Origin of the sequence: Flavobacterium sp. GCM10023249, from assembly GCF_042653365.1 — a bacterium.
GTDB lineage: Bacteria > Bacteroidota > Bacteroidia > Flavobacteriales > Flavobacteriaceae > Flavobacterium.
Genome location: NZ_JBHSHZ010000008.1, coordinates 138,765 through 165,052, shown reverse-complemented (window position 1 = coordinate 165,052; position 26,288 = coordinate 138,765). Strand labels below are relative to the sequence as shown.

Here is a 26,288-nt window from a genome sequence, read left to right as displayed (position 1 = left end):
TTAAAGCTGTGGTTTTTTATTGATAGGTTAATAGGCGGTTAAACGAATATTTTTTGGTATAATAATTGAATTGCCTAAATTGGATTCGAAAATAAACTTTGTAAGTAAAAACAATTTATATTAAAATAATGAGTTTTAATAGAAATAAAATTTTGAAAAGTTAAGATGATCACATTATTGAGATATTTGTCGCAATTCCTTCCGCTTCCAATTATATTAATAATTGTATTTAGTTTGGTTTTGTGGTTTTTGATCGTACAAATCAAAAAAGCATCAATTTCTGATAAGAAAAAATCTTTGATAGTCAGTACGTATTCATTTGTGGCATTATTGGTTATTTTGTTTTTTATACGATTTTGGCCTCCCAATAATGACAAAGATTTAGCTATGTTAGCTGGCGGAGGTGGAGGTGGAGGTGTTACCATCAATTTCGGAAACAGTGACTTTGGTTCAGGTAAAGATTTTCAAAGTGAGGAGCTGGATGTGAAAACGGTAAAAGCTATAGCATCACAATCAGAGCCTGAGGAAGATATTATTTCTGGAGAAGCAGAAGATAACGAAGCTGTGAATATCCCAAAAAAAACGAATCCTGTAAAAGTTGCCAAACCGAAAGTAAAAATCGATCCAAAACCGGTTGCTGAAACAAAACCTAAAGTGAATAAAAACACCAACGATGCCTTGTCAAGTATTTTAGGTGGTTCCAAAAAAGGCGGAGATGGTGACGATTCGCGTTCGGGTAATAAAGGAAAAACCAACGGAAGCTTAGGTTCTAACGATTACTACGGAAGCGGTGGCTCCGGAGGAGGTACTGGAGGCGGTACTGGTACTGGAAACGGAACAGGAACCGGAAGTGGTTCTGGATCGGGTTCAGGTGGTGGTTCGGGAAGCGGAAGCGGTGGTGGAATAGGATATTCTTTAGGAAACCGAAAAGCGTTGTCGAAACCACAACCAAGATATACTTGTAATGAAGAAGGAAAGGTTGCTGTTCAGGTTACAGTTGATAAAAACGGAAATACGATTGCAGCCGAGCCTGGTGTAAAAGGTACTACAAATACCGCATCTTGTTTATTGCAACAGGCTAAAATAGCTGCTATGAATACGAAATGGCAACCTAGTGCTGATGCACCTGATAGACAGGTAGGGAAGATAGTTTATAATTTCAGTTTGAATTAAAACTGATTAATACATAAAAAAAAAACCGACTACAGCTAGTCGGTTTTTTTTATGTGATGATTTGTCTTTTTAAATGAATGACTCCTTTTTAAGACTGTGTGAGGGATCGCAGCAATTGTTTGAGCTCTTTTGTCCGCCAGGCAAAAAGCGAGTGCGGAGAGCCCGACCCGTAGGGTCACACCCAAATTATTTTGATGCGCTTGTGGCTATTACAAATTTCAGGTTGTTCTTTACACCTATCTGCAATACATCGACCAAATCCTGAACCTGTAAATTGTATGGGATGCGTACCACAACAGCCTGTTCTTTATTGTCGCCAATCTTCGCTAAAAGTTCGGCTTCAAGCTTGTCGAAAGAAACTTCCTGTTTGTCTAAATAAAAGCGTTTTTCTTCTGTTACCGATAAACTGATGAGCTGTTTATTGGTTTTTTCATTGTTTTTTGCTTTCGGTAATGTCATTTTAATCACGTTCGGATTTGCCAATGTTGAGATGATCAAAAAGAACAAAAGTAGGAAGAACATGATGTCGCTCAGGGAACTCGTTGCGACTTCGGCTTCGAATCGTTTATTTCGTCTTATCGGCATTGGGTCTCTGTATTATGTTAACGAATTCCAATACGTGACGCTGCATATTCAACGAATAATTGTCAATCATACTGTTGTATAAGTGATAACCCGAATAAGCCACAATACCCACAATCAATCCGGCACCACTACTGATCATTTTTTCGTACAAACCTCCTGAGATATTTCCGATACTGATGTTTTCGGTCACCGAAATGCTGTAGAAAATTTTAATTACCCCGGAAATCGTTCCGATGAATCCCAATGTCGGAGCAATACCGGCAATTAATCCCAAAATGGCCAGTTTTTTCTCCATTTCACCAATTTCGATATTGGCTACTTTTTCCATATTGGACTCGATTTCGGCAATGGGTCTTCCAATAGTTTGAATTCCTTCCTTAATCACGTTTGCAGAAGCTGCACCGTCTCTTTCGGCAGCAGTGATGGCTAAATCAATACTTCCGTTATTCAAATGGGTACGAATATCTTTTAATAAATGAGGGTCGTGTTTGGTTGCTTTTTTGATGTACAAATACCGCTCGATAATGATGTATATTGTGTAAAATAATAAGGCAGCAATAGGAATTAGGAAAAATCCGCCTTTGAAAATAAATTCTAATACTGATATTTCATTGTCTTTAGCAATGTTTTGTACCACGGCACCAGTTGCTTGGGCGATGGTATCGTTTTGGGTTTGTAATAAAAATCCAATCATAAGGAAATTGTTGTAATTTATTGTAAAAATAGTTTCAATTTTGCAATAAAGATAATTGTCTGTAAAGTATTAAACTAAAAAATAACCGATTTATTTTATTGCTATATTTTTTATAGCCAAAACCGTTCCAAAATGAATTATAATGAAACAATAGCGTGGATGTTTGCCCAGTTGCCTATGTATCAACAACAAGGAGCATCAGCTTATAAAAAGGATTTAACGAATACATTGCTTTTGGCGAAACATTTAGGAAATCCTGAGGATAAATTGAAAACAATTCATGTAGCGGGAACCAATGGAAAAGGTTCTACTTCTTCGATGATTGCTTCTGTATTGCAGGAAGCTGGATATAAGGTAGGTTTGTATACTTCACCACATTTGAAAGATTTCAGAGAGCGAATTAAAATTAATGGTTCGATGATTTCTGAAGAATTTATTGTTGACTTTATAGCTAAAAACCACTCTTTTTTTTCTGAGAACAGCTTGAGTTTTTTTGAAATGACTGTCGGTTTGGCTTTTGATTATTTTGTGAAAGAAGAAGTAGATGTAGCTGTAATTGAAGTAGGCATGGGTGGAAGGTTGGATTCTACTAATATTATTACACCTTTGGTTTCGATAATTACCAATATTGGTTTTGATCATAAGCAATTTCTTGGAAATACTATAGAAGCGATTGCTTTTGAGAAAGCAGGTATCATTAAACCGGGTATTCCTGTTGTGATTGGGGAATATACTTCGGAAACGAAAGCGGTCTTTTTGAATAAAGCCGAAGAGTGCAGTTCGGAGATTTATTTTGCTTCTGATTTGATTTTGGAAGATTATCCTTGTGGATTGCTAGGCGATTATCAATTCCATAATAAAAAGTCTGTCGTGCAGACTATACGAGTCGTAAGGGATCAATTGTCGGTTTCAGAGGATCAGTTAAAAGCAGGTTTAATTAATGTAGTAGAAAATACTGGTTTGTTAGGGCGTTGGCAGCAATTGCAATCGAATCCGAAAGTGATTTGTGATACGGCACACAACAGCCACGGACTTAAAATTGTGTTGAATCAGATTCAAAAGGAAAATTTTGAGCGACTGCATATAGTTTTAGGTGTGGTTAACGATAAAGATTTGGAAGATATTTTGCCTTTATTTCCCAAAAATGCCCACTATTACTTCTGTAAACCGAATGTTCCGCGTGGATTGGATAAAAATATTTTAAAAAATGTTGCAAAAAGTTTCGGTTTGAATGGTTTGGTATGTGATTCGGTATCAGAAGCTTATAAAAGTGCTTTGTTGGAATCTAACGAAAATGACTTCATTTACATAGGCGGAAGTACATTTGTTGTTGCAGAAATTGTGTAAATAATTTTGCAGAAGTAAAAAATACCTTTATATTTGCACCCACAATATCGGAAACGATATATGATAAAAGGGCGATTAGCTCAGCTGGTTCAGAGCACCTCGTTTACACCGAGGGGGTCGGGGGTTCGAACCCCTCATCGCCCACCACTTTTATCAAAAAAAATACTGATAATAAAGAATTATCGGGCGATTAGCTCAGCTGGTTCAGAGCACCTCGTTTACACCGAGGGGGTCGGGGGTTCGAACCCCTCATCGCCCACAAAAAACAAAACATACTGATAAAAGAATTATCGGGCGATTAGCTCAGCTGGTTCAGAGCACCTCGTTTACACCGAGGGGGTCGGGGGTTCGAACCCCTCATCGCCCACAAAAGCACTCAAATTGAGTGCTTTTTTTTTATCATGATGTTTGCCAACTTAAAATACAAACAAAAAAGCACTTCATTTGAAGTGCTTTTTTGTTTGTATTGTGGGTGAATTATTTTTCAACCTTTTTGATATCTTTTAAAACCGCTCTGTTATCGTAATTTTCAATTACAATTTCTATAGGTTGGTTTTTTAAGGTTTTGCCTATAATGGTATATAATTTACCACTTTTGTATTTGATATTACTTCGGTCAAAATCAACATCTCCATATTGTAAGGTGTTTTTAACATCTACGGTATCAATCCAGTCTTCGGCTAAAATTACAGAAGCTTCTTTCGATATGGTAAATGATTTGGATTTGATGTTGCTTAGTACTCTATCATTTGGAAAATAGGTACAGCGCGTTTGCTTTTGGTTTAAAATCGCTACAACGGCAAACGAACTGATAGCAAAACCAATTAGAAAATAACTTAATCTATAACGTAATCTCATTTTGTTTTTATTTCTGCAAAAGTAGTGAGAATAATAAATTAAAACACAATTAAGTTGATATCTCTGTGTGTTAAATCAAACCATTCTCCGATAGTTTTGTTGGTCAAAATTCCATGGTAAAAGTAAACGCCACTTTTTAATCCTGCATCACAACGAATGGCACTTTCTATGCCGCCATCATCGGCAATTTGTAATAGATAAGGCGTGATAATATTGCTAATGGATAGTGAAGCTGTTTTTGAGTAGCGAGAGGGTATGTTGGGCACGCAATAATGAACAACACCATGCTTGATATAGGTTGGATTTTCATGTGTAGTGACTTCCGATGTTTCAAAACAACCACCGGTATCTATACTTACATCAACAATCACAGCTCCTTTTTTCATGTTTTCAACCATGGTTTCAGTAACGATAATGGGTGTTCTGTGTTTGCCGCGCATAGCACCAATGGCAACGTCACATCTACGTAGCGATTTCATTAATGTTTTGGGTTGTACTGTAGAGGTAAAAATAGGTTGTTTTAAATTGTTCTGTAAACGGCGAAGTTTTGTAATCGAGTTGTCGAATACTTTTACAGAAGCACCTAATCCTAAAGCTGTTCTAACTGCGTATTCGGCTGCGGTTCCTGCTCCTAAAATAACAACTTCGGTTGGTCTGACACCAGTAATGTTGCCAAATAATAATCCATTTCCACCTTTTCCGCAGGTCATTAATTCGGCAGCTACTAAAACAGAGGCTGTTCCGGCAATTTCACTTAAGGATTTTACGGCAGGAAATGCATTGTCATCGTCTTTGATATATTCGAAAGCCAAAGCTGTTATTTTCTTCTTTTTTAAGGCTTCGAAATAGTCTTTTTTTCTGGTTTTAATCTGCAATGCCGATATGATGATCGTTTGAGGTTTCATCATTTCAATTTCGGTGATTGTAGGTGGTTCTACTTTAAGTATCATCGGACAATCGAAAACCTTTTGTGTATCGTTGGTGATTTCAGCGCCAGCATCACTGTAATCTTTGTCGGAATAACTGGCATTCACGCCAGCTCCAGCTTCAATTAAAACTCGGTGACCATGTGAAGTGATAGAACTTACAGCATCTGGTGTGAGACAAATGCGGCGTTCCTGATAGGAAGTTTCTTTAGGAATGCCAATAAAAAGTTCACTTTTATGTTTAGCTATTTCTAGTTTTTCTTCCTGAGGAAGTAATTCTTTCTTGCTAAAAGGGGTAATGGCCATAGTGTTATGTTATTTGGCACAAATTACAAAATTTCTCATAATCTAAACTAATTCCAGTAATCTATTTCCGTTCTCTAATTGGGTTATAGTTACTTCCGAATGATTTTCAGGGATTAAATCTGGGATTTTTTCGGCCCATTCAATGAAACACCAATTTCCAGAATACAAATACTCATCAATACCCATATCCAATGCTTCGGTTTGATTTTTTAGACGATACACGTCAAAATGATAAACTAATTGGTTGTTCGTAGTTTCGTATTCATTTACTAAGCTGAAAGTAGGACTGCTGGTAGGGTTGTCAACACCCAGATGTAAACATAACGCTTTGATGAAAGTGGTTTTTCCAGCGCCCATTTCCCCGTGGAAAAGAATCACTCTTTCTGGATTTGCAGTAATAACTTTTTCAGCAACTTCGTTAATCTGATCTATTGAAAATTCAATTTTCATGGGTGTGATGTTCTTTGTCATTCTTTTGCAAAAATACTAATTGAATGAGAAATAAAAAGAGGAATTTTAATTAAGTATTAAAGGTTTTGATATTAAAAAAAACCGATGAAAAGTCATCGGTTTTACAATTTATTTTTTAGGACTAAATACCAAAAAGGGTACAATCATTTCTTCTAATGAAATTCCACCATGTTGGTAGGTGTTTCTGTAATAACTCGCATAATGGTTGTAATTGTTGATATAGGCTAGGAAGTGGTCGTTTTTGGCGAAAATATAAGAACTTGTCATATTTACGATAGGTAATCCAATTTTTTTCGGATCTTTTACTGCGTAGACATCTTTTTGTTCATAAGTTAAGCTTCTTCCGGTTTTGTAACGTAAATTCAAACTGGTGTTTTTATCGCCAATTACCTGTGAAGGGTTTTTTACGTTGATAGTTCCGTGATCTGTAGTCAGTACTAATTTGAAACCTAGTTTTTGAGCTTGCTGAATGATTTCCAATAGAGGTGAGTTTTTGAACCAGCTTAAGGTTAGAGAACGATATGCTTTGTCGTCTGAGGCTAATTCTTTTACTACATCCATATCGGTTTTGGCATGCGACAGCATATCAACAAAATTGTATACAACAGCAACTAATTTTTTATCTTTTAATGCTTTGAAGTTTTCGGCTAATTTTTTTCCGTTGGTGAAATTTGTAATCTTGAAATATTCATGCGAAATGTCCATACGAAGTCGTTTCAACTGTGCCGTAAGAAATTCGGATTCATATAAATTTTTACCACCTTCGTCCACATCGTTTTTCCAGTACTCAGGATGTAATTTTTCCATTTCTAAAGGGAGTAATCCGGAAAACAAAGCGTTACGGGCGTATTGTGTAGCAGTTGGTAAAATGGCGTAATATGGTGTTTCGGCTTCCAACTTGTAATGATTGCTCAATACGCTTTCGAAAGCTTTCCATTGATCGTATCTTAAATTGTCGATGACCACGAACAATACATTTTCTTGTTTACGAAGTTCAGGTACTACCAGTTTTTTGAAAACTTCATGGGACTGAATAGGCTTGTGGGCATTGTGTTCAAACCAATCTTCGTAATTTTTTTCAATGAATTTACCAAATTGTGAATTGGCTTCGGCTTTTTGGGATTCTAAAATCTGGAACATGTTTTGGTCGTCTATATCTTCCAATTCCAATTCCCAGAATAGTAGACGTTTGTAAAATTCAGTCCATTCTTCAAAAGAATTTACCATCGCCATGTCCATCGCTATCTTACGGAATTCTTTCTGGTAATCTAAAGTTGTTTTTTCAGAAACCAATCGGGAATGATCCAGATTCTTCTTTAAGCTTAATAGGATTTGATTTGGATTTACCGGCTTAATAAGATAATCGGCAATTTTTGAACCAATGGCTTCTTCCATTATGTATTCTTCCTCACTTTTAGTAATCATAATTACTGGGACGGAAGATTTTTTTTCTTTGATTTCGGATAGTGTTTCCAGTCCTGACATACCCGGCATGTTTTCATCTAAAAAAACAATGTCAAAGTTTTCCTCCTGAAACATGTCAACGGCATCACGGCCATTATTGCAGGTAGTTACTTTGTAATTTTTCTTTTCAAGGAATAATATATGAGGTTTTAATAAATCGATTTCATCATCGACCCAAAGTATCTTAATGTCCATAGTAGTTTATTTTCTGTTGCAATTTACTATTAATTAAACAGCACATTCATAATTTTATTATAAAAATAAGGACGCTTTTTTGATACAATTTTGAAATCAATATCTTTGATAACTAATCAAAACTAAAAAAACCAAATGAATTATTACAAAACGGCACTACTTTTAGCCGGAATTACTTTGTATACTGCAAGTTGCAAAAAGGAAAAAGACTTTGATCCGAATGCACCGGACGTTTTAGTGACTAACCGAGATACATTGGTTGATCCATCCGATGATTTTTTTGCTTATGCCAATGGTGGATGGTTTAAGAAAAACCCAATTCCGTCCACAGAACGAAGTAATGGTATTTTTAGAACTATCGGAGATACTATCAATAGTCAAATCAGACAGATTTGTGAAAAATCGGCGGCTGATTCAGCTGAAAAAGGTTCCAATAAACAGAAAATCGGTGACTTTTATGCTTCCGGTATGGATACCATTACAATTGATAAGCTAGGTATTTCTCCACTGAAAAATGAATTGGCAAAAATTGATAAAATAAAAGATATTGATGGGCTTTTGCAAACTATGGCCTATATGCATACTATTGGCGCTAGTCCCGCTTTTGGGTTTTACGTAGGTCAAGATGATAAAAATAGTACACAATATGCTTTGTTTTTATCACAAGGTGGATTAGGTATGGGGAATAGAGATTACTATGTTAATTCAGATAAAGAAACAGTTACGATTCGCAATGAATATGTAAAGCATTTGGAGGCGATGTCTAAATTGATGGGTAATGATGCTTCGACTTCGAAGAAGAATGCTACAATTATTATGAAGTTGGAGACACAATTGGCTCTAAATTCACGTAAATTGGAAGATCTTCGTGATCCGAATAAAAATTACAACAAAATGTCTTTGGAAGAATTCAAAGCATTTACGCCAAATATGCCATGGGATACTATGCTAGCTGCAATGCATATAAAAAATGCAAAACAAGTGATTGTCGGACAGCCAGAATTTTATAAAGCATTGGATCAAACCCTAAGAACGTATTCGCTATCGGATTGGAAAACGTATTTAAAGTGGGATCTGATGAATACTTATGCTTCTTATTTAGGGAAAGATTTTGAAAAACAAAATTTCTACTTTTTCTCAACAGTTATGGGAGGAGTGAAAGAACAAAAACCAAGATGGAAGCGAGTAGTGGAGCAAACAGATAACTCTTTGGGGGAGTTGATTGGTCAAGTGTATGTAGAAGAATATTTACCTGAAGGTACCAAAGAAAAATTGTTGGAAATAGGGAATAACATCCGTGATGTATATGCTGAGCGTATTCAGAAATTAGATTGGATGAGTCCTGAAACAAAGAAAAAGGCTTTGCATAAGTTGTCTAAAATTGTAATGAAAGTAGGATATCCAGATAAATGGAAAGATATGTCATCTGTAAATATCGATAGAAAGACTTACTGCGCTAATGTAATGAGTGTGAATAAGTGGGCATTTAATGATATGGTGGCTAAATATGGAAAACCAGTTGATAGAACTGAATGGGGAATGTATCCGCAAACCTATAATGCCTATTATAATCCAAGTAATAACGAAATTTGTGTTCCTGCATGCAATATAATTGTTCCTGGATTTGAAGGGCGTTTACCGGATGATGCTATTTTATATGGTATTATCGGTGGTTCTACCTTCGGACATGAAATTACACATGGTTTTGATGATCAAGGGTGTCAGTATGATGAAAAAGGGAATTTGAATAACTGGTGGACAGCGGAAGATCTGAAGAAATTCAAGGAGAAAACCAAGGCAATTGTTGATCAGTATAAACAATATGAGGCATTGCCAGGAAAGTTTGTAAATGGAGACGCTACGCAAGGAGAGAATATAGCCGATTTAGGCGGTGTGGTTATGGGATTCGAAGCTTTCAAAAAAACGACTCAATATAAAAACAAGGAAAAAATAGGCGGATTAAAACCGGAACAACGATTTTTCTTGGCATACGGGTATGCTTGGATGGTTAATATTAAACCGGAGGCACTGGGGCAACAATTGATAGTTGACGTTCATGCTCCAGCCAAATACCGAATTAACGGCCCGTTAAGTAACATTAATGAGTTTTATAAAGCATTTAATATCAAAGAAGGTAGTAAAATGTTTATTCCTTTGAAGAAAAGAATTGTAATTTGGTAAGTGATGTGCTGAATCTAAATAAATTAAGCCTGACAAGTTTTTGAAACCTGTCAGGTTTTTTTATCTTTGTTTACTTAAATCATTTTTTGTGAGTAACACGAATAAACTGAAAATCTTCAATGATCCTATATATGGTTTTATTACCATTCCGAATCCTTTAATTTACGATTTAATACAACACTCTTATTTCCAGCGTTTGCGTAGGATTTCTCAGATGGGTTTGTCGTATTTGGTGTATCCAGGTGCGAACCATACGAGATTTCATCATGCTTTGGGCTGTTTGCATATCATGCAGAAGGCAGTTGGTGTTTTGCGATTTAAAAATGTTCAAATATCCGAAGCGGAAGAAAATGCCTTATATATTGCGATTTTACTCCATGATATTGGACACGGCCCTTTTTCGCATGCTATGGAACACAGCATAGTAGAAGATGTGCATCATGAAGAAATATCGTTGTTATTCATGAAAAAGTTGAATGAAGAATTTGAGGGTAAATTAAGTTTGGCGATTCAAATTTTTAAAGGTGAATACCATCGAAAATTCATGTTGCAATTGGTTTCCAGTCAGTTGGATATGGATCGTATGGATTATCTGAAACGCGATAGTTTTTATTCAGGAGTGGAAGAGGGAAAAATCAATTCGGATCGTTTGATTCAAATGATGAATGTGGTTGATGATGTTTTGGTGATTGAAGAAAAAGGAATCTATTCGGTAGAAAAGTTTTTAATGGCACGCCGATTAATGTATTGGCAGGTGTATTTGCATAAAACAAGTTTGGTTGCCGAGGAAATTTTAACCAAAACATTGAAAAGAGCCAAAGAACTATACCAAAAAGGTGTTCAAGTAGAATGTAGTAAGCCATTGTATTTTTTTATTGAAAATAAAATTACCTTGGATGATTTTACAGATGAAATTCTTAACGAGTTTTCTAAATTAGATGATACAGACATTGTTGGAGCCATTAAAAACTGGCAATACCACGAGGATTTTACTTTGTCTGAATTGAGTAAAATGATCATTAATAGAGACTTGCTTAAAATTAAGATGAACGATGAAAAGTTTTCTTCGGAAGAAGTTCAGGAATTATTGGAACAATTTGCAAAAGAAAATGCATTGAGTATTCAAGAATCCAAATATTTTGTCTTTAAAGGAAAAATTAAAAATCAGGCGTATAGTAAAATTGCAGAACCCATTAGAATCTTGCAAAAAGACGGTGGTTTAGAAGATGTTGCTGTTTTGTCGGATCAATTATCTCTTAAAGCTCTATCGAAACACGTAACCAAATATTTTTTGTGTTACCCAAAACAACTCAATAAAAGTTAAATTATCATTAAAAATTTATATTTTTGTGCTAATGAAATTTACGGCCGAGCAAATAGCAGGAATTTTAGAAGGCGAAGTGGTGGGAAATCCAAACGCAGAAGTTTCTAAATTGTCTAAAATTGAAGAAGGTACTGAAGGTTCTTTAACATTTTTAGCGAATCCTAAATATATCAATTACATCTACGAAACGAAAGCGACAATAACGATTGTTAATGCTACTTTTGTTCCTGAAAACGAAATTGCAACTACCTTGATTAAGGTAGAGGATGCCTATAAGGCATTTTCAAAACTTCTAGAATTTTACAATCAGATTAAACTCAATAAAGTAGGAGTTGAGGTGCCTTGTGTGTTGTCAGAAACTGCTACAAATGGTTCAAATTTCTATCTTGGAAGTTTTAGTTATGTAGGCGAAAATGTAGTAATTGGAGACAATGTGAAAATTTATCCCAACTCTTTTGTAGGTGATAATGTGGTAATTGGAGATAATACTATTATTTTTGCAGGCGCAAAGATTTATTCCGAAACAATCATTGGGAAAAATTGTACAATTCATTCTGGCGCCATAGTTGGAGCAGATGGTTTTGGTTTTGCACCTAATGAAAACGGCGAATACAGCAAAGTACCGCAAATAGGAAATGTAATCCTAGAAGATAATGTTGATGTTGGTGCAGGAACTACTATAGACCGTGCTACCCTAGGTTCAACCATTATCCGTAAAGGAGTAAAACTAGACAATCAAATCCAAATTGCGCACAATGTGGAAATTGGTGAAAATACGGTAATTGCTGCACAAAGCGGTATTGCTGGCTCAACCAAAATCGGTAAAAATTGTATGATTGGAGGTCAGGTTGGTATTGCAGGTCATCTTGTTGTAGGCAACGGAGTTCGTATACAAGCACAAACCGGAGTAGGGAGAAATATTAAAGACAATGAAACATTACAGGGAAGTCCGGCTTTAAATTACAGCGATTACAATAAGTCGTATGTGCATTTTAAGAACTTGCCCAAAATCGTTTCAGAAATTGAAGAACTAAAAAAGAAAAATAACTAATCATGGTTAAGCAAAAAACCATTCAATCGGAAATTACTCTTAAAGGAGTTGGATTACACACAGGTAAGGAAGTAACAATGACTTTTAAACCTGCACCTATTAACAATGGATATACTTTTGTTCGTGTTGATTTAGAAGGGCAACCCGTTATCGAGGCGGATGCAGCTTATGTTGTCAATACGCAAAGGGGAACTAATCTTGAAAAATTAGGAGTAATGATTCAAACTCCTGAACACGTATTGGCTGCTTTTGTTGGAAGTGATATTGATAATGTGATTATTGAGTTAGATGCCTCTGAATTGCCTATCATGGACGGTTCTTCAAAATATTTCGTGGAAGCTATTGAAAAAGCTGGAATTGTTGAGCAAGATGCCGAAAGATATGTATATACTGTAAAAGAAGTTATCTCATATACCGATGAAACAACGGGAAGTGAAATTACTGTGATTCCTTCTGATGAATACCAAGTAACTGCAATGGTTGATTTTGGTACTAAAGTTTTAGGAACGCAAAATGCCAGTATGAAGGGAATTTCTGAATTCAAATCGGAAATTGCCGATTGTCGTACGTTCAGTTTCTTACATGAATTGGAAATGTTGTTGGAAAATGGATTAATTAAAGGTGGCGACTTGAATAATGCTATTGTTTATGTAGACAAAGAATTGTCTCCTGAAACTATGGATAAATTAAAAGTTGCTTTTGGTAAAGATAAAATATCGGTGACACCAAACGGTGTTTTGGATAATTTAACACTACATTATCCAAATGAAGCTGCGCGTCATAAATTGTTGGATGTAATTGGTGATTTGTCTCTAATTGGTACTAAAATTAAAGGTAAAATTATTGCAAACAAACCAGGTCATTTTGTAAATACGCAATTCGCTAAGAAAATGGCTAAGATTATTAAAAACGAACAACGAAACAATGTACCGGTTTATGATTTGAATCAAGAACCGTTAATGGACATTCATAAGATTATGGCAATGTTGCCTCACCGTCCACCATTTTTGTTGGTTGACCGTATTCTTGAAATGTCAGATACACATGTAGTTGGTTTGAAAAATGTAACCATGAATGAAGATTTCTTCGTGGGACACTTTCCGGGTGCACCCGTTATGCCGGGTGTGTTAATCGTTGAAGCGATGGCACAAACAGGAGGAATCTTGATTTTAAGTACTGTTCCTGATCCGGAAAACTACTTGACTTATTTCATGAAAATTGATAATGTGAAATTTAAACATAAAGTATTGCCAGGCGATACATTGATATTTAAATTGGATTTGCTTTCTCCTATTCGTAGAGGAATTTGTCATATGCAAGCTTATGCTTTTGCTAATGGAAAGTTAGTGGCAGAAGCTGAATTAATGGCACAAATCGTGAAGAAACAATAAGAAATTGAACAACTTGGTTGTGATGTATTTCATAACCTCAATTGTTTGACCCATTAAAAGAAAATTAAATGAATCAACCTTTAGCATATGTTCACCCGGGCGCTAAAATTGCCAAAAATGTGGTAATTGAGCCATTTACAACGATCCATAACAATGTAGTTATTGGTGAAGGAACCTGGATTGGTTCCAATGTAACCATTATGGAGGGTGCAAGAATAGGTAAAAATTGTAATATTTTTCCAGGAGCCGTTATTTCAGCGGTACCACAGGATTTAAAGTTTGGAGGAGAAGAATCTTTGGCAGTTATTGGTGATAATACCACTATTCGTGAATGTGTTACTATTAACAGAGGTACTGTAGCTTCAGGACAAACTAAAATTGGTAATAACTGTTTAGTTATGGCAACTGCACACATTGCACATGACTGTCACATTGGTGATAATGCAATTGTTGTAAATGGAGTGGCTTTGGCTGGACACGTAACAGTTGGAAATTATGCCATCATTGGCGGTTTGGCAGCAGTTCATCAATTTATTTCAATTGGTGATCATGCCATGATTTCTGGTGGATCTTTAGTTAGAAAAGACGTTCCTCCTTACACAAAGGCAGCAAAAGAACCACTTTCATTCATCGGAATCAATTCTGTTGGATTAAGAAGAAGAGGTTTTACAACTGAGAAAATTAGAGAGATTCAGGATATCTACAGAATTTTATACCAAAAGAATTTTAATACCACTCAAGCTTTGGCTAAAATTGAAGCGGAGATGGAAGCAACTCCAGAACGTGATGAAATCCTTGATTTTATCAGAAATTCTTCAAGAGGTATCATGAAAGGTTACACTGGAGTTTAATAATTATACAAATAATAAACATTTATATACACAAAAATGGCAAGTACGGCAGACATTAGAAACGGATTATGTATTAAGTTCAATCACGATATCTACAAAATCATAGAATTCCTTCACGTTAAACCAGGTAAAGGTCCTGCTTTCGTAAGAACTAAATTAAAAAGTTTAACTTCAGGAAAAGTGTTGGATAATACATTCTCAGCTGGACATAAAATTGATGTGGTTCGTGTTGAAACACATACTTTTCAGTTTTTATACGCAGAAGGAAATGATTTCCATTTCATGAACAATGAGTCTTTCGAGCAAATTACATTGAACAAAGATATTTTAGATGCACCGGATTTATTAAAAGAAGGTACAAACGTAATGGTTCAGATTAATACTGAAACTGATTTGCCTTTGTCAGTAGATATGCCAGCTTCTATTGTTCTTGAAGTAACTTATGCAGAGCCAGGTGTTAAAGGAAATACAGCTACTAATGCTACTAAACCAGCTACTGTTGAAACTGGAGCTAACATCAATGTTCCTTTGTTTATCAATGAAGGGGATAAAATCAAGATTGATACCGCTACTGGTAAATACATGGAAAGAGTTTAGTAGTAGGTTCTGAAGGCGATTTTCATTTACAATAATTAAATGTCAATCGACCTTTATTAATTACGCTTTACTAATCACTAAGTACTAAAAAATATGAAGTTTCCCCAAGCACATACTTTAAAAGAAATTGCGACTATCATTAATTGTAAGTTTGTCGGTAGTGAACAGTTTCAGGTTCTGGGAATGAATGAAATTCACGTTGTAGAACCGGGAGATATTGTGTTTGTGGATCATCCTAAATATTACGATAAAGCTTTACAGTCAGCCGCAACTATTGTTTTAATTAATAAAGAAGTGGATTGCCCTGATGGTAAAGCTTTATTGATTTCTGACGATCCTTTCAGGGATTTTAATAAACTAACTCTACATTTCAGACCTTTTCAGGCTTCGAATGTTGCAATTGCCTCTTCTGCAAGAATTGGCGAAGGGACAATAATTCAACCCAATAGTTTTGTTGGAAACAATGTGATTATAGGGAGGAATTGTTTAATTCATTCCAATGTTTCTATCTACGATAATACTGTTATAGGAGATAATGTTATCATTCATTCCGGTACTATTTTAGGAGCTGATGCCTTTTATTACAAGAAAAGACCGGAAGGATTTGATCAGTTGATTTCAGGAGGTAGAGTAGTCATTGAAGATAATGTTGGTATTGGAGCATTATGTACCATTGATAAGGGAGTGACAGGTGATACCACTATTGGTGCCGGAACTAAAATCGATAATCAGGTGCATGTTGGACATGATACAGTTATTGGTAAAAAATGTTTGATTGCTTCTCAAACCGGTATCGCTGGTTGTGTGGTTATTGAAGATGAGGTAACACTTTGGGGTCAGGTAGGAACTACAAGTGGTATCCGTATCGGTTCCAAAGCAGTTGTTATGGGACAAACCGGTGTAACGAAATCAATTGAAGGCGGTAAAACCTACTTCGGAACACCTGTGGAAGAATCCCGTGAGAAATTGAAACAGTTGGCGAATTTGAAGAAATTACCACAGATACTCAATAAACTGAATCAGAATGAAGGTTAGGAAATTTATTGAAGAAATTTATTCTTCCGATGCGTTGTATAATAGCGAACGCTTAGAACAGTATTTACATCCCGAAATCACATTAGAGTGGAACAGCAGTAAAGGCTTTCTTAAAATGAAAAAGAAAGACATTATGTTGCTCACCAAAGAACTCGAGCGGACTTACATTGCTATGCGCAGTGATATTTCACATTTGCTGAAGGATGATAAAACAGTAACAATTCGGTACAAACATTACGGAAAAACAATTGAAAATCCATCTGAGGAAGTCTTGTTAGCCTCATTTATCACTATTTGGGAAATAAAAGACGAAAAATTGTTTAACGGCTTTCAGATGAGCCAACTATATTAAGAAATTCCAGCCTCTAAATTTCAAAATCCAAATTTCATGTTAATTGGGATTTTGTTATTGGAATTTAGAATTTAAATAAAAAATAATTTTCGAGAGTAGATATAAAAACTTACTTTTGCAACACAAAAAATAAACATAACAAGCAATAATATGAGTGTTTTAGTAAATAAAGATTCAAAAATAATCGTTCAAGGTTTTACAGGAAGTGAAGGTACTTTCCATGCTTCTCAAATGATTGAATACGGAACTAATGTTGTAGGTGGTGTAACTCCAGGTAAAGGTGGAACATCTCACTTAGAGCGTCCGGTATTTAACACAGTTAAAGACGCTGTTGAGCAAGCAGGAGCAGATACATCAATCATCTTCGTTCCGCCAGCATTTGCTGCAGATGCAATCATGGAAGCGGCTGACGCTGGTATCAAAGTAATCATTTGTATTACTGAAGGTATTCCTGTATCTGATATGATTACTGCATATGACTACATCAAAGGTAAAGACTGTCGTTTAGTTGGTCCTAACTGTCCTGGTGTAATCACTCCAGAAGAAGCTAAAGTAGGTATCATGCCTGGTTTCGTTTTCAAAAAAGGAAAAGTAGGTATTGTTTCTAAATCGGGAACTTTAACGTATGAAGCTGCTGACCAAGTTGTTCGTCAAGGTTTTGGTATCACGACAGCAATCGGTATCGGTGGAGATCCAATTATTGGAACTACAACTAAAGAAGCTGTTGAATTGTTGATGAATGATCCTGAAACAGAATGTATCATCATGATCGGTGAAATTGGTGGTCAATTAGAAGCTGATGCTGCTAAATGGATTAAAGCGGATGGAAATCGTAAACCAGTCGTAGGTTTTATCGCAGGTGAAACTGCTCCTAAAGGAAGAACGATGGGTCACGCAGGTGCAATCGTAGGTGGAGCTGATGATACTGCTGAGGCAAAAAAACGTATCATGAGGGAAAACGGAATCCATGTGGTTGACTCTCCAGCTGAAATCGGTAAAAAAGTGAAAGAAGTTTTAGGATAATAAATATCTTAAAATCAGTATACTAAAAGCGAATCCAAAAAGATTCGCTTTTTTTTATGTAATGTACGCAACCTTTTCACAACTTTTCCGTCTACTTAATGGTTAATAAATGAATTCATAGTTTGTTTGGTTACAAAAAGAAAACGCTCTGTTATGTCAGAGCGTTTTTTTGCTTTCAGTAGAAAGCATTGAAATGTTTTCAAATACATTGAAATAATCTAAGGATTTGAATAAATTGTAATTGAAAAATCTATTAAAGAATAAAGTAATTTCGGTTATAATCTCATTACTTTTTGAAGTAAATACTCTGTTACTTGTTTGTTTTGCTGATTGATATCGTGTATAGTATTCACTACAATCTTAAATGACATTATAGGTTGAGAATTTCCGTTTTCTGCATACATTCCTTCGAGTTCATAACGTATCTCTTTGTCGTAACCCTCATTCTCATCGACGACTCTAGAGTTGTCTATTTTTAGTTGAATGTTAGGTCCGTCAGTAATTCCATTCATAAAAATAACAGATATTCCATTTTTGGGAAAGATTGTATATATGTGCTCTTTTAGGTCGGAAAAATAATAATTCGAATGGTCTTGGGTGGCAGTAAATACAAAATTTATTTTAGTTGGTTTGTTATATGGTCGAGTATAAATGCATTCTTTTTCTTTTAGTTCCAATTGTAAATCTTTGGAGTGCTTTTGTGAAAATGAAAAGGTTGAATGTAGAAAAATAGCGAATAGAATAGATGTAATACATAAAGAAATAATAGTTTTCATGGCGTAAATAGTTTTCATGTTTTGTACGATTCAAATCTAGAGAAGGTTGATTAACTGCACAAATTGTTATACCTAGGATTCATGAATTCAGGGTAGAAAATAACCCAAACTAATTCGAATAGTCTGTATCACCAAAAATGGAAAATTGAAAAAGGTAAAGAAGTTTTATTGTATAATGAATTTGTATTTTAGCATTAAATCTCATAACGCTATACAATAAATAACATAAAAAAAGCCCTGAATTTCAGGGCTTAGTTTTTTTATATTTTAAAGATACCACCTACAGTGATAATGCGTTGTAGGAACCAAAATTCTTGATCGGCTCTATCTACTGAATCATGTGTTGTACGGATATCGTTCATGTTGATATAACCGCCTTTTAATTCTGTCTGGATGAAATAGTTTTTAAAGAAGGTAAAATTCAATCCTGCTTTAGCAGATACTCCAAATCCAGAAACGTGAAAATCATCGTGACGTTCTTTTCCTAAGACTTTGGCATTGGTTTTAGGGAATAAAATACCGGCACCTAATCCTTCTGTCAGGTTGATTTGTATTTTATCACTATTCCATGTTTTAAATAACTTAGAAGAAATATCATCTACTCTTGAAAATTCTGTATTCACATAGTTCAAACCATCTGTATGTTCAAACGTAAGAAAATCTTCAGTAAGTAATACCTGACCTGGAGCTATGGCTTCACCAAAAGTACCTCTATCTTGGTACGTCCCTGTGTAGTTAACTACTTTGTTTTGGTACATTACATATTTCATGTGGTCAACTCCAATAGAAACATTATAATGATCTGAAATGAAATATCCTATACGTAAATTAGTTTGTGGGATCGTCATTCTTGCAGGGTTGAAATAATCGATATGCCATCCTTTGGGTTTGTCACGAGCTTCTACATTGTGTAATGTAAAATCGTAATCGGCGCCTTTGAAATGAATATCTGATGTAGTGAAAGACTCTCGGTTTCCACCCCAGTAAACATAAAACTTTCCTTTATTATGTGCCGTGTATTTTTCAGGATTTTCGACTGTTTCTTGCGAAAAGGCGTACTGTGAAAAAACACAAAAAGTTAGTACAGCCATTAAAAATGGTTGTTTCATTTTTTGGGTATAAATAATTTAGAATTGATTGACAGTCTGACGGATAGCCACTAACTTTTTCATTAGATCTTCGAAATAATCCAGATGTAGCATATTTGCTCCATCACTTTTGGCATTCGCTGGGTCAAAGTGTGTTTCGATGAAGATACCATCAACACCAACAGCGATTCCTGCTTTAGCAATAGTTTCAATCATATCAGGGCGACCACCGGTTACACCAGCCATTTGATTAGGTTGTTGTAAAGAGTGAGTCACATCAAGAACTGTTGTCGCTAAATTACGCATCGTTGGAATACCTCTGAAATCTACAATCATATCTTGGTATCCAAACATTGTACCTCTATCGGTTACCATAACATTATCGTTCTGACAATCCAATACTTTTTGTACAGCATGCTTCATACTTTCCGGACTCATGAATTGCCCTTTTTTAAGATTGACAGTTTTTCCCGTATTAGCAGCAGCTACCACTAAATCAGTTTGACGTACAAGGAATGCAGGAATTTGTAGTACATCTACATATTCAGCAGCCATTGGAGCGTCTTCATTTGTATGAATATCGGTTACGGTTGGAATTCCAAATTCCTTCCCAACTTTTTGTAATATTTTTAATGCTTTTTCGTCCCCAATTCCAGAAAAACTATCAATTCTTGAACGATTGGCTTTCTTGAAGGATCCTTTAAAAACATAAGGTATTTTAAGATTATCAGTAATACCGACTAATTTTTCGGCAATACGCATTGCCATTTCCTCGCCTTCAATAGCACAAGGTCCTGCCAATATAAAAAAGTTCCCACTATCTAAGTGCTTGATGTTAGGGATGTTGTGTAAGTTCATGGTCTACAAAATTTTTTGCAAATATAGTTATTTTTTATCTTTACTTTATGCATTCATTCTCAGTTTACAATCGACTCTATATAGGGAATTGTAAACTGAGAATGTAGATTCTTTTTTTAATGCATGGCTTCTGATAAATCGACTTTATTTTTGGATCGTTTAATCAGAAAAACGATTGGAATACAACATAGGAACATAATTCCCAATGCCATGAAGATATCCATATATGCTAATACCGTACTTTGCTTTAGAATGGTTAAGTTGAAAATTTCAAGTGCTTTTTGTGAGGCTTCATTAATAGAAAATCCTTTCGAACGAAACATTCTTTCCATGGTATTTAAACGCTCTTGGACTTCAAATTTACTACCATCCAAATTAGCAATCAGATCCACACGGTGTTTTTGTGAAAAACGAGTAATGAAAGTCGTAATGATTGCAATACCGAAAGAACCTCCAAGTTGTCTGAACATTCCTGTAAAAGCGGCACCTTCACCAATATGCTTTCCTTTTAAGGTTGAAAGTGAAAGGGTAGTGATGGGTACAAATAGTAATCCTAATCCGATACCTCTCAAAATCAGTGGCCAGTAAAAATGCTCAACTCCAGTATCGGGTGTCATTACATTGTGCATCCAGAATGTAAATCCGAAAAACACCAAGAATCCTACTGCAATCATGTAAGCCTGAGGCACTCCTTTTTGGATCATTTTACCCACAAATGGCATCAATAAAGCTGTTGTAATTGAGCCTGGAATTAGAAGCATTCCGGCATCTAATGCTGTCCAACCTAAAATCTGTTGTGTATAGATAGGAATGATTAATGTTGAACCATACAATCCGAAACCTAAAATGAATCCCATTAAAATTCCAATACGTAAATTTCCGTCTTTTAAGACACTCAAATTCACAATAGGGTGCTTGTAGGTGAGTTCTCTCCAAATGAAGGCTAATAAGCCCGAAAAGGATACTATACTCAGTATAATGATGGTTGTGTTGTCAAACCAATCGTCTTGCTGACCGTGTTCCAATACGAACTGTAACGAACCAATGAAAGCAGATAAGAATACGATTCCCCACCAATCCACTTGGTTGGCCTTAAGTTTTTCACCGTATTTCGGACTTCTTACGAAAGTAAACGTCAAAAACGTTGCGATGATTCCTAACGGTATATTGATGTAAAAAATATACGGCCATGAATGATGTTCTATTAAGTAACCTCCTAATGGTGGTCCTAAAGTAGGACCAACAATTACTCCCATTCCGTAGATAGCTTGCGCCATACTGCGTTTTTCTAAAGGATAGCTTTCTGTAATAATGGTTTGTGCAGTTACCAATAAAGCACCTCCACCTAATCCTTGAATGAAACGGAAAGCTACCAATTCCCAAATATTGGTTGCATTACCACATAGAAAGGACGCTACAGTAAATACAATAATTGAGGCCGCAAAGTAATTTCTTCGCCCGAATTGTTGGGATAGCCAACTCGTCATCGGAATTACAATAACATTCGCAATGGCATAGGCTGTAATTACCCAAGCTACGTCGTTTAATGTGGCGCCCAAAGTTCCGCGCATGTTAGTCAATGCTACGTTTACAATTGTGGTATCTACAATTTCCAATAAGGCACAAAGTACAGCCGTAATGGTAATGATAACCCTTCTGTAGCCGTATTCGACTAAGTCGTTGTCTGCTATTGCTGCTGTTGCCATTTTCTTTTTTTGAATTGATATTCTATGATTGTAATCACTTGTCTTGATTATTTGATGTGAACATCTACTTCAACGTTCATTCCAGGACGAAGTAACTTCACTTTTTCATTCGCGCTGTTTAAACTAATTTTAACGGGTAAACGTTGAATTGTTTTTACAAAGTTTCCAGTTGCATTATCTGGAGGTAAAATAGAGAATTTAGATCCTGTTGCAGGTGAGAAAGAAGCTACTGTTCCTTCAAATTCATCATCTGGAAAAGCATCAGCTTTGATGGATACTTTTTGTCCTACCACCATTTTATTCAATTGTGTTTCCTTGAAGTTAGCAATTACCCAAGTTTCATTGTTGTTTACAATATAAAATAGGGATTGTCCAGGTTGTATCATTTGCCCTGGTTGAATAGCAATTTTAGAAACTTGACCATCCGTTGCAGCAGTAACTACTGTATAGTTCAAATTCAATTGTGCGGCATTTAAAACGGCTTTGGCTCTTTCAATATTGGCTGCAGCTACTTCAGCTTGTTTAGCTGTAACATTCGTTTTTGATGCGGCAACCGTTTTTTGATAGCTACTTGCTCTTTGTTGGTCTTGTAATATCTTCACTTGGTTTTGTGCTTCTAACTTAGCAGCCTCTGCTTGTTCGAACTGTTGTTTTGTAATCGAATGATTTTTATACAAATTGGCATAACGCTCGTAATCATTAGTCGCTCTTGTTAATCTGATTTTAGCATTTTCGATACTTCCCACAGTCGATTGAACATTAGCATCAGAAACCGATACATTGGCCTGTGCTGTACCGATATCTGCTTTTGAAACGGCATAGTTTTCCTGAGCAGCTATCAAAGCGGCTTTAGCTTCTTCTACTTTTACTAAATAATCTCTATTGTCAATCGTAAAAAGTGTATCTCCCTTTTTTACAAAATCATTGTCTTTTACATTTACATTGGTGATGTAACCTCCAACTCTTGCAATGATGGGATTCATGTTTTTTTCTATTTGCGCGTCATCGGTTGTTTCGTGCGCTAAGGAATGCATGTATTTATAAACTCCGTAAGTAGTTCCTAAAAGGATGAATATACCGAAGATTGCGATGAATTTTTTATTGGTTTCTTTCTTTTTCATGATAGCTGATTTTATTTTTGGGACAATTCGAATGAGTTGATTAGTTTTCCGGAAGCAAACTGCAACTGGTAATATTTTAAGGCAATATCAGCTTGGGATAAGGCCAAATTGATTTTGGTTTGTAATTGTTGGATATCGGCTTCTAGTAAATCGTTGGTAGTTGATAAACTGTTGTCGTATTTGTCTTTTACGATTCTGTAATTCTCAGTAGCTTGTTCAACGGCTTGTTTGTAAACAACATTTTGTTTTTCCGACAAAGTATAGTTTTCCTGTGCTTGTTGTACTTCTTCCTTGATTTTATCGTTCATCATGTTAACAGCCGTTTTGGTTTGTTCCACCTTAGATTTGGCTAGTTTAACTTCTTTTCCGTTTTTGAAAATACTTGACAAGTCATAGCTTACACCCACACCGAAATTCATAGCGTTGGAAACGGTCAATACATCCTTCAAATCGAATGCAATATAACCTCCCATTAGAGAAAGAGAAGGGTAGTAGCCACTTTGTGAAATCTTCACTCCAGCTTCGGCCGCTTTTTGTTGGTAATTCAATGCTTCTAAGTCACTTCTTTTGGCTTCTGTTGAGGTCGTTTTAGTAACTAGCATATCTCTTTTTACCGCTTCAATATCAATATCAACTACTGTTCCTTCCGGAAGTTTAAGTAAAGTCACTAATTGGTAATTGATTACATTGAAGTTCTTCTGAGCACTATCCATAGATAATTGGATGTTGGACTCTTGCAATTGCGCTTTCAATAGATCGTTTCTTGCCATTAATCCGTTGTCAACCATTGCTGAAAAATCTTTAGTACGTTGTTGCGCACTTTTTAAGTTTTCTTTGAACAACGCAATCATTTCTTGTGATTGGTATAGTTTGGCAAACAGTTCAACCACATACAAACCAATTTCTTCTTTTGCATGAGTAGCATTCGCTGTTTCTGATTTGTATTGATTTTCTGACGCAGACACCCTATTTTTTAGTTTAAAACCGCTAAATAATGGCATGGAAAAGTTGGCTTGTCCTAATAACAACTGACTAACTTCTACGCCTTGTCCGGTACTTCCTGATCCAAATGCTGAAGAAACATTAGCATTAGTAAGTTGCATGTATTGTGCCGAGGCTTTTAACGATGGATACTGATGGTTTTTAACCGTTTCCATTTCCAGTTTTGCAGTCGAAGCTTTTAAATTGGCCATCGTGGTTTGATCACTTTTTGTAACTGCCATACTGATGGCTTCTTTAAGCGATAATGTTTTTTTCTCCTGAGCAATGCCTGTTAAGCTTGTCAAGATAGCAATAACAATTGCAGTAGTATTAATTCTCATAGGTCAAAAGGGCTTTTATTGTTTTCTGAATGTGTTTTGTCAAGTCGTTCGCTACATAATGATCAAAATCTTCTTCAGTTTGTAAATTGAATATTTCTTTGTAAAACGGACGATTCATTTGAAAGTGAAAATACGTTCCCATTATCGTTGGAGGTATCATCGCTACGTTTACGTCCTTGGTGAATAATCCTTGTTGTTGTCCTTCTTCTATGATATTGATCAAAAGTTGAAGGTTTTCTTTTTTCACTTCGTTGAATGCCTCGCAATTGATTTCTCTCTTTTTTAAGGCTATTTCAAAGTGAATAATTTGATACATGCCTCTGTTTTTATTCAGTCGACTGATGTATAATTCTATGAGACGGTCAATCTTCTCAAAAGGATTCAAATCTTCTTTAAAAAGATTTTCAATCTGAAGTCGCATGTCCGAAATTCGGGTAATAATTAAGGCTTCTAAAAGTCTTTCCTTAGAACCAAAATAATACGAAATCATCGCTACATTTATGTTGGCTTCTTTGGCAATATCTCGAACTGAAGCACCATCAAATCCCATCTGGGTGAAGAGCTTTTCAGCTATTTTTAAAATCTCTAGTTGTTTGTCGTTAAAATCATTCATAGGTATGAATTTTAAAATCGGATACAAATTTAAACACTTGTTTAAATTAAACGTTTGTTTAAATTCAATTTAACTTTTCTTTAACAACTTTGTAAGAATGAAAAAAATCACTCTTTTTATCGTGAAAAGAGTGATTTTTAGTACTATCGATAAAATTGATAGTAGAAGGTTAATGGTTTTGTTTTCAGTGGTTTTGTAAGAATTATTTAAATTATAGTTTTAATGAATTCCGGAATGGTTTCTATACTGTTGTTTTGTATGAATTTAATGAAAGCACTTCCTATAATGGCGCCTTTTTGATGTTGTGTTGCTTGTAGGAAAGTGGCTGAATTGGAGATTCCGAAGCCTGTAATCTGAGGATTTTTAAGTTCCATTTTGGCTATTCTTTCAAAGTAATTTTGTTGTTTTACATCGAAAATTTGTTGGCTTCCGGTAGTACTCGAACTACTTACCATATAGATAAAACTATCCGATTCTTGATCAATTTTTCGAATGCGTTCCTCAGAAGTTTGTGGTGTAATCAAGAATATGTTTTTAAGTTTATAGTGCTCAAATATGGCCTTGTATTCGTTCTCAAATGTTGCCATTGGAAGATCTGGAATAATCAATCCATCGATGCCAACTTGGGCACATTTTTGACAAAATTCTTCAATTCCAAATTGTAAAATCGGATTGAAATACCCCATTATGATTAATGGAATTGTCACCGTTTCGCGAATGTTTTCCAGTTGCTCAAAAAGCAATTTTGTGGTCATTCCATTCTTTAATGCAATAGTGGAACTTTCTTGTATGGTGGGGCCATCGGCTAAAGGATCACTGAAAGGCAATCCAATCTCAATCATATTAACGCCGCTTTTTTCTAGGGTTTCTAAGATAGGTACAGTGTCGTTGAGGTTAGGATATCCTGCCGTAAAATAGACAGAAAGTAGCTTTTTTTCTTCTTGTAGTTGGGTTTGTATTCGGTTCATCTTTGAGTTGTT

Annotated in this window: 25 protein-coding genes and 3 tRNA genes; 14 read left to right on the top strand and 14 right to left on the bottom strand. The window is 35.5% G+C overall.

All coding sequences use genetic code 11. The annotated features are described in order from the left end of the window. Positions 1-165 precede the first annotated feature (165 nt). Positions 166-1,173 carry an energy transducer TonB gene (locus ACFO7M_RS06600; RefSeq protein ID WP_379734713.1) on the top strand — a complete coding sequence of 336 codons (1,008 nt, stop codon included), beginning with the start codon at positions 166-168 and terminating at the stop codon, positions 1,171-1,173. A 186-nt stretch (positions 1,174-1,359) separates the two neighbouring features. Here ACFO7M_RS06600 and ACFO7M_RS06595 read toward each other — a convergent pair whose 3' ends face one another. Beyond that, the gene (locus ACFO7M_RS06595) at positions 1,360-1,758 is read right to left on the bottom strand and encodes an ExbD/TolR family protein (RefSeq protein ID WP_379734711.1); all 399 of its coding nucleotides are present in this window, start codon (positions 1,756-1,758) and stop codon (positions 1,360-1,362) included. After that, entirely contained in the window at positions 1,739-2,452 is a 714-nt protein-coding gene (locus ACFO7M_RS06590; RefSeq protein ID WP_379711768.1) for a MotA/TolQ/ExbB proton channel family protein, read from the bottom strand. The genes ACFO7M_RS06595 and ACFO7M_RS06590 overlap by 20 nt, the downstream gene beginning before the upstream one ends. Positions 2,453-2,584: 132 nt before the next feature. Between ACFO7M_RS06590 and ACFO7M_RS06585 the strand changes: the two genes are divergently transcribed. From ACFO7M_RS06585 to ACFO7M_RS06570, 4 genes are all read left to right on the top strand, one after another. Next, entirely contained in the window at positions 2,585-3,799 is a 1,215-nt protein-coding gene (locus ACFO7M_RS06585; protein WP_379734709.1) for a bifunctional folylpolyglutamate synthase/dihydrofolate synthase, read from the top strand. A 69-nt stretch (positions 3,800-3,868) separates the two neighbouring features. Continuing rightward, positions 3,869-3,946: transfer RNA gene (locus ACFO7M_RS06580), tRNA-Val, on the top strand. 37 nt (positions 3,947-3,983) lie between these two features. Next, a tRNA-Val gene (locus ACFO7M_RS06575) sits at positions 3,984-4,058 on the top strand. 33 nt (positions 4,059-4,091) lie between these two features. Further along, positions 4,092-4,166 (top strand) — tRNA-Val (locus tag ACFO7M_RS06570). A 110-nt stretch (positions 4,167-4,276) separates the two neighbouring features. Here ACFO7M_RS06570 and ACFO7M_RS06565 read toward each other — a convergent pair. The 4 genes from ACFO7M_RS06565 to ACFO7M_RS06550 form a co-directional block, all read right to left on the bottom strand. Beyond that, the gene (locus ACFO7M_RS06565) at positions 4,277-4,657 is read right to left on the bottom strand and encodes a DUF4258 domain-containing protein (protein ID WP_379711773.1); all 381 of its coding nucleotides are present in this window, start codon (positions 4,655-4,657) and stop codon (positions 4,277-4,279) included. 38 nt (positions 4,658-4,695) lie between these two features. Then, entirely contained in the window at positions 4,696-5,889 is a 1,194-nt protein-coding gene (locus ACFO7M_RS06560) for an alanine dehydrogenase (protein WP_379711776.1), read from the bottom strand. Positions 5,890-5,931: 42 nt separating this feature from the next. Continuing rightward, positions 5,932-6,339 carry a tRNA (adenosine(37)-N6)-threonylcarbamoyltransferase complex ATPase subunit type 1 TsaE gene (gene tsaE, locus ACFO7M_RS06555; protein ID WP_379714970.1) on the bottom strand — a complete coding sequence of 136 codons (408 nt, stop codon included), beginning with the start codon at positions 6,337-6,339 and terminating at the stop codon, positions 5,932-5,934. A 129-nt stretch (positions 6,340-6,468) separates the two neighbouring features. Further along, complete coding sequence (locus tag ACFO7M_RS06550) at positions 6,469-8,019, bottom strand: response regulator (protein ID WP_379711779.1); 1,551 nt, start codon at positions 8,017-8,019, stop codon at positions 6,469-6,471. Between the two features lie 135 nt (positions 8,020-8,154). Between ACFO7M_RS06550 and ACFO7M_RS06545 the strand changes: the two genes are divergently transcribed. From ACFO7M_RS06545 to sucD, 9 genes are all read left to right on the top strand, one after another. After that, the gene (locus ACFO7M_RS06545) at positions 8,155-10,200 is read left to right on the top strand and encodes a M13 family metallopeptidase (RefSeq protein ID WP_379734708.1); all 2,046 of its coding nucleotides are present in this window, start codon (positions 8,155-8,157) and stop codon (positions 10,198-10,200) included. An 88-nt stretch (positions 10,201-10,288) separates the two neighbouring features. Further along, positions 10,289-11,524 carry an HD domain-containing protein gene (locus ACFO7M_RS06540; RefSeq protein ID WP_379711784.1) on the top strand — a complete coding sequence of 412 codons (1,236 nt, stop codon included), beginning with the start codon at positions 10,289-10,291 and terminating at the stop codon, positions 11,522-11,524. Positions 11,525-11,555: 31 nt separating this feature from the next. Then, on the top strand, positions 11,556-12,575 hold the full coding sequence (gene lpxD / locus ACFO7M_RS06535; protein WP_379734706.1) for a UDP-3-O-(3-hydroxymyristoyl)glucosamine N-acyltransferase: 1,020 nt from the start codon (positions 11,556-11,558) through the stop codon (positions 12,573-12,575). A gap of 2 nt (positions 12,576-12,577) precedes the next feature. Further along, positions 12,578-13,966, top strand: a complete 1,389-nt coding sequence (locus ACFO7M_RS06530) for a bifunctional UDP-3-O-[3-hydroxymyristoyl] N-acetylglucosamine deacetylase/3-hydroxyacyl-ACP dehydratase (RefSeq protein WP_379711791.1) — start codon at positions 12,578-12,580, stop codon at positions 13,964-13,966. A 68-nt stretch (positions 13,967-14,034) separates the two neighbouring features. After that, positions 14,035-14,817, top strand: a complete 783-nt coding sequence (gene lpxA / locus ACFO7M_RS06525) for an acyl-ACP--UDP-N-acetylglucosamine O-acyltransferase (RefSeq protein ID WP_379711793.1) — start codon at positions 14,035-14,037, stop codon at positions 14,815-14,817. A gap of 36 nt (positions 14,818-14,853) precedes the next feature. Further along, positions 14,854-15,414 (top strand): elongation factor P, encoded by a 561-nt coding sequence (gene efp, locus ACFO7M_RS06520; RefSeq protein ID WP_379711795.1) that lies wholly within the window; start codon positions 14,854-14,856, stop codon positions 15,412-15,414. 93 nt (positions 15,415-15,507) lie between these two features. Continuing rightward, on the top strand, positions 15,508-16,449 hold the full coding sequence (locus tag ACFO7M_RS06515; RefSeq protein ID WP_379734704.1) for a UDP-3-O-(3-hydroxymyristoyl)glucosamine N-acyltransferase: 942 nt from the start codon (positions 15,508-15,510) through the stop codon (positions 16,447-16,449). After that, the gene (locus ACFO7M_RS06510; protein WP_379711799.1) at positions 16,439-16,801 is read left to right on the top strand and encodes a nuclear transport factor 2 family protein; all 363 of its coding nucleotides are present in this window, start codon (positions 16,439-16,441) and stop codon (positions 16,799-16,801) included. Before ACFO7M_RS06515 ends, ACFO7M_RS06510 begins: the two co-directional genes overlap by 11 nt. Positions 16,802-16,951: 150 nt before the next feature. Next, positions 16,952-17,824 (top strand): succinate--CoA ligase subunit alpha, encoded by an 873-nt coding sequence (gene sucD, locus ACFO7M_RS06505; RefSeq protein WP_379711801.1) that lies wholly within the window; start codon positions 16,952-16,954, stop codon positions 17,822-17,824. 275 nt (positions 17,825-18,099) lie between these two features. Here sucD and ACFO7M_RS06500 read toward each other — a convergent pair whose 3' ends face one another. The 8 genes from ACFO7M_RS06500 to trpA all read right to left on the bottom strand — a co-directional run bounded on the left by ACFO7M_RS06500 (position 18,100) and on the right by trpA (position 26,276). Then, positions 18,100-18,618: a hypothetical protein gene (locus tag ACFO7M_RS06500; RefSeq protein WP_379734702.1), complete on the bottom strand. Its 519-nt coding sequence runs from the start codon at positions 18,616-18,618 to the stop codon at positions 18,100-18,102. A gap of 242 nt (positions 18,619-18,860) precedes the next feature. Next, a complete protein-coding gene (locus ACFO7M_RS06495) occupies positions 18,861-19,709 on the bottom strand; it encodes a hypothetical protein (RefSeq protein WP_379734701.1) in 849 nt (282 codons plus the stop codon). Between the two features lie 18 nt (positions 19,710-19,727). Further along, the gene (gene kdsA / locus ACFO7M_RS06490) at positions 19,728-20,546 is read right to left on the bottom strand and encodes a 3-deoxy-8-phosphooctulonate synthase (RefSeq protein WP_379711807.1); all 819 of its coding nucleotides are present in this window, start codon (positions 20,544-20,546) and stop codon (positions 19,728-19,730) included. Positions 20,547-20,662: 116 nt separating this feature from the next. Continuing rightward, positions 20,663-22,252 (bottom strand): MDR family MFS transporter, encoded by a 1,590-nt coding sequence (locus tag ACFO7M_RS06485; RefSeq protein ID WP_379711809.1) that lies wholly within the window; start codon positions 22,250-22,252, stop codon positions 20,663-20,665. 47 nt (positions 22,253-22,299) lie between these two features. Further along, a complete protein-coding gene (locus ACFO7M_RS06480) occupies positions 22,300-23,373 on the bottom strand; it encodes an HlyD family secretion protein (protein WP_379711811.1) in 1,074 nt (357 codons plus the stop codon). An 11-nt stretch (positions 23,374-23,384) separates the two neighbouring features. Continuing rightward, positions 23,385-24,695 (bottom strand): TolC family protein, encoded by a 1,311-nt coding sequence (locus ACFO7M_RS06475; protein WP_379734700.1) that lies wholly within the window; start codon positions 24,693-24,695, stop codon positions 23,385-23,387. After that, complete coding sequence (locus ACFO7M_RS06470) at positions 24,685-25,308, bottom strand: TetR family transcriptional regulator (RefSeq protein WP_379734698.1); 624 nt, start codon at positions 25,306-25,308, stop codon at positions 24,685-24,687. Before ACFO7M_RS06470 ends, ACFO7M_RS06475 begins: the two co-directional genes overlap by 11 nt. A gap of 206 nt (positions 25,309-25,514) precedes the next feature. Further along, positions 25,515-26,276, bottom strand: coding sequence for a tryptophan synthase subunit alpha (trpA, locus tag ACFO7M_RS06465; RefSeq protein WP_379734696.1), 762 nt, complete (start codon positions 26,274-26,276; stop codon positions 25,515-25,517). Positions 26,277-26,288: the final 12 nt, after the last annotated feature.

What these genes read in the sequence shown, in the direction of transcription:
- ACFO7M_RS06600 (WP_379734713.1), top strand. Translation starts at nt 166, where the DNA reads ATGATCACATTATTGAGATATTTGTCGCAATTCCTTCCGCTTCCAATT.
- ACFO7M_RS06595 (WP_379734711.1), bottom strand. Translation starts at nt 1,758, where the DNA reads ATGCCGATAAGACGAAATAAACGATTCGAAGCCGAAGTCGCAACGAGT.
- ACFO7M_RS06590 (WP_379711768.1), bottom strand. Translation starts at nt 2,452, where the DNA reads ATGATTGGATTTTTATTACAAACCCAAAACGATACCATCGCCCAAGCA.
- ACFO7M_RS06585 (WP_379734709.1), top strand. Translation starts at nt 2,585, where the DNA reads ATGAATTATAATGAAACAATAGCGTGGATGTTTGCCCAGTTGCCTATG.
- ACFO7M_RS06565 (WP_379711773.1), bottom strand. Translation starts at nt 4,657, where the DNA reads ATGAGATTACGTTATAGATTAAGTTATTTTCTAATTGGTTTTGCTATC.
- ACFO7M_RS06560 (WP_379711776.1), bottom strand. Translation starts at nt 5,889, where the DNA reads ATGGCCATTACCCCTTTTAGCAAGAAAGAATTACTTCCTCAGGAAGAA.
- tsaE (WP_379714970.1), bottom strand. Translation starts at nt 6,339, where the DNA reads ATGAAAATTGAATTTTCAATAGATCAGATTAACGAAGTTGCTGAAAAA.
- ACFO7M_RS06550 (WP_379711779.1), bottom strand. Translation starts at nt 8,019, where the DNA reads ATGGACATTAAGATACTTTGGGTCGATGATGAAATCGATTTATTAAAA.
- ACFO7M_RS06545 (WP_379734708.1), top strand. Translation starts at nt 8,155, where the DNA reads ATGAATTATTACAAAACGGCACTACTTTTAGCCGGAATTACTTTGTAT.
- lpxD (WP_379734706.1), top strand. Translation starts at nt 11,556, where the DNA reads ATGAAATTTACGGCCGAGCAAATAGCAGGAATTTTAGAAGGCGAAGTG.
- ACFO7M_RS06530 (WP_379711791.1), top strand. Translation starts at nt 12,578, where the DNA reads ATGGTTAAGCAAAAAACCATTCAATCGGAAATTACTCTTAAAGGAGTT.
- lpxA (WP_379711793.1), top strand. Translation starts at nt 14,035, where the DNA reads ATGAATCAACCTTTAGCATATGTTCACCCGGGCGCTAAAATTGCCAAA.
- efp (WP_379711795.1), top strand. Translation starts at nt 14,854, where the DNA reads ATGGCAAGTACGGCAGACATTAGAAACGGATTATGTATTAAGTTCAAT.
- ACFO7M_RS06515 (WP_379734704.1), top strand. Translation starts at nt 15,508, where the DNA reads ATGAAGTTTCCCCAAGCACATACTTTAAAAGAAATTGCGACTATCATT.
- ACFO7M_RS06510 (WP_379711799.1), top strand. Translation starts at nt 16,439, where the DNA reads ATGAAGGTTAGGAAATTTATTGAAGAAATTTATTCTTCCGATGCGTTG.
- sucD (WP_379711801.1), top strand. Translation starts at nt 16,952, where the DNA reads ATGAGTGTTTTAGTAAATAAAGATTCAAAAATAATCGTTCAAGGTTTT.
- ACFO7M_RS06500 (WP_379734702.1), bottom strand. Translation starts at nt 18,618, where the DNA reads ATGAAAACTATTTACGCCATGAAAACTATTATTTCTTTATGTATTACA.
- ACFO7M_RS06495 (WP_379734701.1), bottom strand. Translation starts at nt 19,709, where the DNA reads ATGAAACAACCATTTTTAATGGCTGTACTAACTTTTTGTGTTTTTTCA.
- kdsA (WP_379711807.1), bottom strand. Translation starts at nt 20,546, where the DNA reads ATGAACTTACACAACATCCCTAACATCAAGCACTTAGATAGTGGGAAC.
- ACFO7M_RS06485 (WP_379711809.1), bottom strand. Translation starts at nt 22,252, where the DNA reads ATGGCAACAGCAGCAATAGCAGACAACGACTTAGTCGAATACGGCTAC.
- ACFO7M_RS06480 (WP_379711811.1), bottom strand. Translation starts at nt 23,373, where the DNA reads ATGAAAAAGAAAGAAACCAATAAAAAATTCATCGCAATCTTCGGTATA.
- ACFO7M_RS06475 (WP_379734700.1), bottom strand. Translation starts at nt 24,695, where the DNA reads ATGAGAATTAATACTACTGCAATTGTTATTGCTATCTTGACAAGCTTA.
- ACFO7M_RS06470 (WP_379734698.1), bottom strand. Translation starts at nt 25,308, where the DNA reads ATGAATGATTTTAACGACAAACAACTAGAGATTTTAAAAATAGCTGAA.
- trpA (WP_379734696.1), bottom strand. Translation starts at nt 26,276, where the DNA reads ATGAACCGAATACAAACCCAACTACAAGAAGAAAAAAAGCTACTTTCT.